The organism is Exiguobacterium sp. s181 (assembly GCF_018617125.1).
GTDB classification, from domain to species: Bacteria; Bacillota; Bacilli; order Exiguobacteriales; family Exiguobacteriaceae; genus Exiguobacterium; species Exiguobacterium profundum.
On sequence record NZ_JACSJM010000006.1, the window covers coordinates 75,060 to 82,977 of the forward strand.

The following is a 7,918-nucleotide window of genomic DNA, read 5'->3' on the forward strand; positions in this document are numbered from 1 at the left end:
GAATTCGGCCTCCTCTCTACGGTGTGCCTTGCTTCAGTTTCTCGAGTCGCTTCGCAATCATCGTACTCAAAAAGCTCTTTTGGCTGTCGGTGACGTCGTAGACTCCTAGGTTCAAGTTCGTCTCGAACTCGGGGAGGGACATCTCGCCGATGTCATGTCCTTCGAACATCGAGCGCAGGATGCTGTCCTGCAGCACATCTCGTACCGTCAAGGACTTAGACTTATCTTCCTGATTCGATGGTGTATTGATTTCCGTCTCGTCTTCTTTCTTTGCGAAGCGGATACGAATCTGTTCGAAGTCGAGACCGGCGTGACGGCAGGGGATGTCGATGTCATGCAGGGAACGATCCGTGTCGAAGTCGTCCGCTAGGTATTCGTAGCGGTACTTCATTGCCGTCCTGCCGGTCAGGAAGATTGGATACGACTGGATACGGCGTTTCTTCGTGTCCTGACGCTTGATGACACGGATGATGAGCATCTCGCCCTCTTTGAGTCCCATGACCTCGGTCGCTGTCATGAGCCGACGGCCGTCCAAGTTCTCCGTCTTCGATTTCTTGAGCGAGAACGTCTGCCCGGACCGCGATTTCGTGACGATGGTCGCCTCACCGAGCTTCTTCGATATCAGTTCGGCGGTCGACTCGTCCGCGGTCAACAGATAGTGTGTGTTCCCACAGTTGCCGTCAATCGTCTTCCAATCCTCTCCGTATAGGTTCTCGAGTTGGGAGTAGGCCTGGATGACGAGGTTGAAGCGCATGTTCCGGCCGAGACAGACTGTTATGATGTTGGCCATGCCTTCGATCGGCGGCATGTTGCCGAACTCATCGAGTAAGAAGACTACTTGGCGCTCGCATTTGCCTTGTTTCGTCTGCGAGGCGACCCGGGCGAGCGCCGTGTATACCTGTTTGATGTAGAGCGACGCGATGACGTTGAATGTCGGGTCATAGTCTGGGACGATGAGAAACACCGCCACGGGACGCATATGGTACATCACTTCACGGATCTGTATCGTCCCGTCGATTGCGTAACGGAAACGTCCACTCTCCTCATCATGCGCTTCCAGCTGGATCGTCGCAGTGCTTGAGTCAGTCGAGATTTGAACGGCGTCTCCGGTTCTAAGTGATGACGCGTGGTACACGATGAAGCTGCCATCGTCGTCTGTCGTGAGCGCATGGGTCGTCCCATCGGGGAACCTAAACGTGAGTCGTGTCAAAGGTTCAGTCCGTCCACTGATCCAACGGTTGAATCCGATGCGTCGCATGTCGAGCGAGTTCATCGACGTCAGCTTCCCGGTCCCGTTCAATGTGAAGATCCCGAGCTTCGCATTCGTATTGGCCAGGATACTGGCCCGTGTCTGACCCCCAGAAAAGTGGAGCGTCGCGAACTGGAGCCGCGCCGGGTGGTTCTCCGGGAACTGCTGAAAGAACTCGTCGAGTGCGGAGATCTCCTGCCCTTGTCGCGTCACGACCGTCCGTGACCCTAAGTCCGAGAGCATGAGGGCGACGTTGTACATGTTGATCTTCTCCGGCGTGTCCTTCGCCTCTTCACAGAGACCGAGGATGAGCGCCGTGCACAGGTCGATCGACGAGTTGGCCCAGAACGGGTCCCGTGCCTTCGGATCATGGTACAACATGAACGCGACCGAGCGCGCATACTGTTGGGCGAGCGAGTAGTTTTCCTCAAGGAACGCATCGATTGTCAGTTGCAACAGGTTGTACGACATCGATTGGAGCGGGTTCATCAGGTTCAACACCTCGACCTGATAGCCGCGTTGTTCGAGCGTCTCCTTCGAGGCGGCGAAGAGCTCGCCTTTCGGGTCGTTGATGATCAGGCTCGCTTGGTCACTTGCCCGGCTGTACAGATCAATCGTCGAGAAGACGAACGTCTCGCCCTTCCCGGATCGGGTTGTGCCAATGATCAGGTTGTTGACGGGGGAGTCATCGATGAACAGCTCGTTCTTGACCCGTCCGACGGGGACACCGCCCAATCCGTCATAGCGCTTCTTCCGGTCCGGAACACGACGGTACTGTTGCTTCAATTCATCGAATGAGGTGAAGCGGGCGCTTCCTTTCTGATTCTTTCGCAGATCCCGGAAGTTCAGCCATACCTTGCCGAACACGACAAGACCGATGAACAGACTGAACGCGATCAGTCCGAGCAAGACGGTCGAAGAGGGAAGACTCACCTCCAAGAACAGGGAGGGTGAGAGAGTCGGAATCGTCACTCCGACCAAAAGCCCTTCTTTTAGAATTGGGGTCATGATTTGTCGAATGATGTTGTAGACCCCGTTCAGCAGATAAAAAATCCCGACCGGCAGCACTATTAGGCAGAACAGGGCGGGGAAAACCAGACGTATCGGGAATCGTGGTGACAGAGACTGAGTTCTCAATTATTTCACCTACCTTAATCTGAATAAAGAATTGTTTCTAGGTCAATTTCTTCAGCAGCGATAGCGGCTTGAATCTTCTCACGAGCTGCGGTGTCCTTGCTAGATGTTTTCTTTAGTTTCTCGTTCAGTCCGTCGATCGTGGCCGTAATGTCTTGGTATTTATCGATCTTTGCTTGTACGGCAGGGTCGTTTGTCTTGGACGCCCAATCGTTCGCGGACTCGATGTCCCCGAGATAGAGATAGGCAGTCACTTTCGCAGAAATACGGGGAGCTATCCATTCCACATTTTTCATCTTAGCCACGGTCTCATGGTCCCGTTCCAGTTTGGCGATATCGAACGCGCCCTCGTCGGTCGGATGTGACGCTTGAAAGTCATGGAGCCGTTCCAATTTCTCCTGATCGGATAAATCGAGCCCGGCCAGCTTCGTCTCAATCAGGATGGGGTCATCCGTGAGCTCGAGCGCTTTCTGGTCTGCGCCTTCTGCAAGATAGAGATCGACCAGTAGAACATCCTCTTCCTCGGACCGGTCTTTCCGTTCCAGTAAATTGATGAGCGAAGATTCCTCACCTTGGAGCGCCAGGTCGTAAGCATCCAGCCATGTCTGTTCGATACCGGTCACCTGTTCGGCGTGTGCCTCTTTATCGATGAACCATTGCGCCGCAGTGAACAGGGAGGTAAATAGAATCCCAGCCGTGGCCACCCCGTAGATGAGGCGGCGCTGTAGTCGGGTCAGGCGTGACTGATAGGTCGACGATATGATTGAGTTCGATTTGGCGGACTGTCGTTTGTAGTCGTCCGGTGTCTCAGACTCGATCTCGTCGAGGAGCCATAGTTTTTTCGCGTTATCCTCTTTTTTCGTCTTGATCCGTTGTACTCGGTCCTTCACTTGATGGTACAGGTTCGGATACGCTCCTTCTGTGCCGAACGTGAACGTCCCCCGATAGAGCAGTTCGTCTTTTTGGTCGAAGAGCCGGAAGTCACCGGAACAGCTCGTCCCTTCCTCGCTGAGTGCCTGGTTCAGGTCATGGGTCGCGATGACCGCCTCGGCGAAAGGGAGCCGCTCATAGTTCTGGATCCGAGTGTCCGGCACGTCGGTGAATCGTACAAACAGCATCTCGTTCCTCCTCTCGTTTCAAGCAACAAAAAAAGCCTTCCGATTGGAACGCTGTATGCGTGTGCATTAGAATTTGATGTTCTGGTCAACCATCTCGGCGAGCGTGAACGCGCCCATGACGATGATCAGGCCGACGGCGCCCCCGACGAGCCAACCGACGGCCTTCGAGCGGCCCCGATCCCCACCGAAGATGAAGTAGAAGCCCCCGATCGCGAAGGCGATGGCCGCGGCGATGACGGCGAGCCCCTGGAAGAACTGAAGCAAGCTGAGCCCTGTCTCATTGAGTCCCATGTCGTTCCCTCCTTAGTCCTGATGCGCCGGCGACTTGAAGCTGAGCTTCGCCTCGAGCGCCTCCAAAATGAGTTCCTGGTTGTCCTGGATGACCTGTTGATGTTGTTCGTCGAGCCACTCCTCGTAGTCCTTCCCACGGATGCGTAAGAGTTTCTCGGCGAAGCTACGGTTCTGTTTCTGTTCTTTTGATGCCACGGTACACACTTCCTTCCCTTGATCTCGTGATGTGCAGCAGCACATCATTAAGGACAGTCGGATTCGGTGCGGTGGGTTTCTAGCTGTTCCCCCACGAACTCTGCTCCCCGCTGTGATGAGGAGCTGTACAGGGTTTTTCGATGACCCGGAACGATGCGGTGACCTTGTGGCGAGTTTTAGGCGACTCTCGCCGAACCATCTGTGCGTAGATCCCGCCCACTCGGTCACTGGTGAGGGACACGCCGGTATGTGATTGGAGGAGACCATCCTTAAGGATGTGCTGCTGCGTCGATGTCGGTTACTGGCGGACTCTCTTTCGTTTCTTGACATGGATGAGCTCGTCATCCGGATTCTTGCGCTTGGCGAGCACGTGGGCGTCACAGACGACCGTACGGATTCGATAGTAGAGTTGCGTCAGCTGGACCGCTTCGCCGCTAGCTTTTTCGATTCCGATAAAGCCGTGCAATTCATACGTCTTCCCGTCGAACGTGCGGACCGAGTCGGCCTGCGGCAATTCTTTCAGGTCGAATCGACGTCGCTCGAGTTTGGTGACGGACCGCTTCACCCCATAGCTGAAGTCGATGGCGTCCCACGGTACCGTCGCGAGCGTATGCCCGAATGCACGGGCCAGATGATCGATGTCCGCGATCGACGGCACCGAACGGTTCTGTTCGTACTGGCTGATGGCGGGTTGTGAGATTTCTCCGAGCGTTTTCTCTGATAGTTCGACCTGTGACCAGCCCGAGAGCCGGCGGTTCTCCTTCAACCACTCCCCGAATCGATACATAAGCCTTCCCCTTTCTGTAAACCAAAGCGGCGACCAAACAGATGTTTCCTTTTGTTGGTTCCAATATAGCAGGGATAGGAATAAAAATCATCAGTTTTCTGATATGTCAGAAATTTTACAATTGACGATTCTTGTCGAATCCGCTCTACATGAGGGTTTATAAGCAACAGTAACTCAATATTTTTGGTTTTGTAGCACATCTGTAAAAAAATAACGATTCGAGTATAGAAAATAATGACAAGTATTTTGATTTCAAGAGATTGTGATAGAGTAGAGGAATAGAGGGTTTCGTAAAGAATAAGTGATGAAGAAAGTACTTGGATCGTGGGGTGAGCAAGTGGAATTGAACGAGGCAATCACTGAGCGGATGAAAGAGCTCGCAGCTGAACATAAAATGACTATTCATCAAGTGATTCAAAAAGGTGGACTAAACCAAGCAACCGTTTCGGAACTGATGAGTGGTCGTACAAAGCATCCGAAAGTAAGTACAATTCAAAAATTTTGTAATGGCTTGAATATAACTCTTACTGATTTTTTTGATAATGTTAGGTTCAAATAAAGCTAAATTGGAGGATGTATCGTGCCTAAAACAATAACTCAATATTCAATACTTATCTCTTGTCCTTCAGATGTTCAAGAAGAACTAGCGATTATAGAAGACGTTATTAATGAAATTAATAGAAATATTGGAGATATAAACGGAGTAAAGTTAGAAATTAAACATTGGGGTGCGGATTCTTATCCTGAGTCGGGAGGGCGCCCCCAAAAATTATTGAATAAACAATTTGTTAATACGTGTGACATGGCCATTGCTGTATTTTGGACAAGGTTTGGGACACCCACAGACGATTACGGTTCAGGGACTGAAGAGGAAATCGAACAACTTTTAAAAGACGACAAGCAAGTATTTTTGTACTTTAGTGACGTTCCTTTGCCACCTAGTAAAAAAAATGAAAAAGAATATCAAAGAGTTTTAAACTTCAAAGAACAGTATCATGAAGCTCACCAAACAAAAGGATTGTATGATTCTTACGATAGTATTCAGGAATTTAAAAAAAAGTTAACCAATCATCTTTATCTATACGTACCTAAACTTTTTATAGACAAAAATATTCCGAAACAAGATAGCAGTTTACACATTGTCGGTATAAAAAACGGACTTATCGATGAAGAAATTAAGATTTCACCAACAAATATAGACATAAAAAAAATTACTAATTCTATGGTTATTAAAGCGCAAAATTTAATTGAAGAAATATCAAAAGTTTCTGTCCAAGTCGAAGTAAATACAGTAGAGAATAAGTCAAACAAAATTGAAAGAAATCCAGCTCTAGGCTTAGCTATAAAACACCTTGAACCTATACCGGTTAAAATTGATGACAAAGATCAAGAAGTTATAAAATCATATTTGAATTCAGAATTAATACCATATACTGAAGACACGTTTTTTAATGTGATTGGTGTAAATAAACAACTGGATATGATACCAGACTGGAGAGGTAATCGTGCATACAAATAGACTGGACCCTCAGAGATGGTTAAAAAATATGAATTCATATTACAGTTATTAATAGAAATTAAAACTTTAGAATCTTGGAAAGAGTATTTAAACAAGGTTAATTCTTTATTCTATTTAGACTTGGGTATACAAAATAATGGATCAACCTACGATGAAGATGTTGACGTTACGGTCTATGTTGCAAAAAATACACTAATTTTTCATAACGAGTTACCAATACCTTCGGAACTTATTTTAGGTTCTGCCCTGGCGTTGAATCAAGAAGTTTATATTTCTCGAAAATCACATCAGGTCAAAGGATTTGATAATTATCCAGAGAGCTCTCGATTCAATCTATCTGGCTTAAATCCGTCCTTAGCATTAGAATCTTATGACGAAAAAATAGAAAGAGAAACCCAAGAATTTAATGAATCTTTGGAAAATATTTTTTGTTATGAACTATATGAAGATGACCAGTTCGATATAATTAGATTCAATCAGAGCTATATAAAACAGCATGATACAATTGCGTTTCCTTCACTTTTATTGTTCAATAAACCGATTGAAAATATAAAAGTAGAAATCACTTCAAAAAAATCACATAAGAAAAATGAACATAAGTTTTATTTTTAAGATTAAAATTATTACTAGAATTGTTTTTAACTGCAAGTGATTAAATTAGTAAAGAGTTTTACTATCAGTTAACCTACAGTAAAATTGATTTTAACTTCTATATAACATCGTTAAAAATAATAGCCCTAATGAAAGTCTCAATTTTTATTCGAGAGCTTCATTAGGGTTTTATAATGATGGTTTGTCAAATTAAGCGCAACACTTCCTCGGTGAAGGCCTCGTGTGCGGTTTTCCAGTCCAGACACTTCCTCGGTCGCCCGTTGATCTTGGTCAGCGCGTCCGCGAGTTCGTCATGCGCCACCTGCGCGAAGTCCGTTCCTTTCGGGAAGAACTCGCGGAGGAGCCCGTTGGCGTTCTCGTTGCTCCCCCGTTGCCACGATGAGTACGGGTCGGCGAAATACATCGGCACGCCGAGTGACGCCTGGATGCGCTCGTGACCGCTGAACTCCTTGCCACGGTCCGTCGTCGCCGTCTCGAACGTGCCGTCCGGGAAGGCGCCGTGCACCGTATGGATCGCCCCCTCCATCGAGGCCGCGGTGCGGTCCGCGATCGGCAGGGCGAGATAGAACCGGCTCTTCCGCTCGATGAACGTCGCGACGCACGCCTTCGACTTCCCTCGTCCGGAGACGACGGTGTCGAGCTCCCAGTGCCCGAACGTCCGGCGCCCCCTGACCTCTGGCGGTCGTTGCGAGATGGGGAGGCCGACGTTGATGCGACCGCGCGTCTCGGCCGGCTTTTGACGTTTCCCCTTCTGGCGGAGCACGGTCACGGGCACGTCGATCCGTCCCGAATAGATCCAGCGGTAGATGGTGGAGAAGGCGAGCTTTCCGTTGAAGAGCCGCCCCACGATCTGTTCCGGCGACCAGGTCGCACGCAGCTTCTCGACGATCGTCCGGCGCATCGTGTCGTCGAGCTTCGTCTTGGCGCCGCAATGGGTTTTCGCCTTCTCGTAGCGTTTCTGCGCACGTCCTGACTCGTAGCCGGGGTTCCGTCTGATCTCCCGCGAGACGGTC

Annotated in this window: 9 protein-coding genes; 3 read left to right on the plus strand and 6 right to left on the minus strand. The window is 49.2% G+C overall.

Translation table 11 applies throughout. From position 1 onward, the window contains the following. Positions 1-16: 16 nt before the first annotated feature. The 5 genes from KNO70_RS14955 to KNO70_RS14975 form a co-directional block, all read right to left on the minus strand. Complete coding sequence (locus tag KNO70_RS14955) at positions 17-2,221, minus strand: VirD4-like conjugal transfer protein, CD1115 family (RefSeq protein WP_214812804.1); 2,205 nt, start codon at positions 2,219-2,221, stop codon at positions 17-19. Positions 2,222-2,400: 179 nt separating this feature from the next. Continuing rightward, positions 2,401-3,501: a hypothetical protein gene (locus KNO70_RS14960; RefSeq protein ID WP_214758502.1), complete on the minus strand. Its 1,101-nt coding sequence runs from the start codon at positions 3,499-3,501 to the stop codon at positions 2,401-2,403. A 66-nt stretch (positions 3,502-3,567) separates the two neighbouring features. Beyond that, on the minus strand, positions 3,568-3,792 hold the full coding sequence (locus KNO70_RS14965; protein ID WP_012390467.1) for a hypothetical protein: 225 nt from the start codon (positions 3,790-3,792) through the stop codon (positions 3,568-3,570). Positions 3,793-3,804: 12 nt separating this feature from the next. After that, on the minus strand, positions 3,805-3,987 hold the full coding sequence (locus KNO70_RS14970; RefSeq protein ID WP_021065836.1) for a hypothetical protein: 183 nt from the start codon (positions 3,985-3,987) through the stop codon (positions 3,805-3,807). 298 nt (positions 3,988-4,285) lie between these two features. Further along, on the minus strand, positions 4,286-4,774 hold the full coding sequence (locus KNO70_RS14975; RefSeq protein WP_214758500.1) for a helix-turn-helix domain-containing protein: 489 nt from the start codon (positions 4,772-4,774) through the stop codon (positions 4,286-4,288). Between the two features lie 304 nt (positions 4,775-5,078). Here KNO70_RS14975 and KNO70_RS14980 point away from each other — a divergent pair, with 304 nt between their 5' ends. From KNO70_RS14980 to KNO70_RS14990, 3 genes are read left to right on the plus strand one after another with little or no spacing between them, the layout of a single operon-like run. Then, complete coding sequence (locus KNO70_RS14980) at positions 5,079-5,333, plus strand: helix-turn-helix domain-containing protein (RefSeq protein ID WP_214758498.1); 255 nt, start codon at positions 5,079-5,081, stop codon at positions 5,331-5,333. A gap of 21 nt (positions 5,334-5,354) precedes the next feature. After that, complete coding sequence (locus KNO70_RS14985; protein WP_214812805.1) at positions 5,355-6,293, plus strand: hypothetical protein; 939 nt, start codon at positions 5,355-5,357, stop codon at positions 6,291-6,293. 15 nt (positions 6,294-6,308) lie between these two features. Continuing rightward, on the plus strand, positions 6,309-6,905 hold the full coding sequence (locus KNO70_RS14990) for a hypothetical protein (RefSeq protein WP_214812806.1): 597 nt from the start codon (positions 6,309-6,311) through the stop codon (positions 6,903-6,905). Between the two features lie 184 nt (positions 6,906-7,089). Here the strand turns inward: KNO70_RS14990 and KNO70_RS14995 are convergent. Further along, positions 7,090-7,918: IS30 family transposase (locus KNO70_RS14995; protein WP_214812807.1), on the minus strand; the 829-nt coding region annotated here is incomplete at its 5' end.

Excerpts from the sequence above, each read along its gene's own strand:
- KNO70_RS14960 (WP_214758502.1), bottom strand. The coding sequence starts at position 3,501 with ATGCTGTTTGTACGATTCACCGACGTGCCGGACACTCGGATCCAGAAC.
- KNO70_RS14965 (WP_012390467.1), bottom strand. The coding sequence starts at position 3,792 with ATGGGACTCAATGAGACAGGGCTCAGCTTGCTTCAGTTCTTCCAGGGG.
- KNO70_RS14975 (WP_214758500.1), bottom strand. The coding sequence starts at position 4,774 with ATGTATCGATTCGGGGAGTGGTTGAAGGAGAACCGCCGGCTCTCGGGC.
- KNO70_RS14980 (WP_214758498.1), top strand. The coding sequence starts at position 5,079 with ATGAAGAAAGTACTTGGATCGTGGGGTGAGCAAGTGGAATTGAACGAG.
- KNO70_RS14990 (WP_214812806.1), top strand. The coding sequence starts at position 6,309 with ATGGTTAAAAAATATGAATTCATATTACAGTTATTAATAGAAATTAAA.